This is a genomic window from Tepidibacter mesophilus, assembly GCF_002724055.1.
GTDB classification, from domain to species: Bacteria; Bacillota; Clostridia; order Peptostreptococcales; family Peptostreptococcaceae; genus Tepidibacter_A; species Tepidibacter_A mesophilus.
The window spans coordinates 1-429 of record NZ_BDQY01000083.1 but is presented as its reverse complement, the minus strand read 5'-3'; the positions used below and the strand labels follow the sequence as shown (position 1 = coordinate 429).

The window sequence follows — 429 nt, the reverse complement described above, 5'->3', positions numbered from 1 at the left end:
GCAGCTTACCACGTCCTTCATCGGCTCTTGGTGCCAAGGCATCCGCCCTACGCCCTTAATAACTTAACCTTAATTTATTTAAATCTGTTCAATTTTCAAAGTACTACGCCATTCGCTATCGCGTCGGTTTAAGTACGTCGCCAACGAATTTATAAATAAATTCCGTTGTTCAAAGTACTAATATAGTATAAAAATACTAAATGGTGGAGACGAGGAGAGTCGAACTCCTGACCCCTTGCTTGCAAGGCAAGTGCTCTCCCAACTGAGCTACGCCCCCATATTGTATTTTAAAAGAGTTTTAAATAAACTCTCAAAATTAAACAGTAGGTTATTTCTCCTTAGAAAGGAGGTGATCCAGCCGCACCTTCCGATACGGCTACCTTGTTACGACTTCACCCCAGTCATTGATTTCACCTTCGGCAGATTCCT

Annotated in this window: 1 tRNA gene and 1 rRNA gene; both read right to left on the bottom strand. The window is 42.2% G+C overall.

Features of this window, described 5'->3' with window-relative positions:
- Window positions 1-201: 201 nt before the first annotated feature.
- Window positions 202-277, bottom strand: a tRNA-Ala gene (locus Tmeso_RS16010).
- Window positions 278-342: 65 nt separating this feature from the next.
- A 16S ribosomal RNA gene (locus Tmeso_RS16005) occupies window positions 343-429 on the bottom strand; the annotation flags it as partial.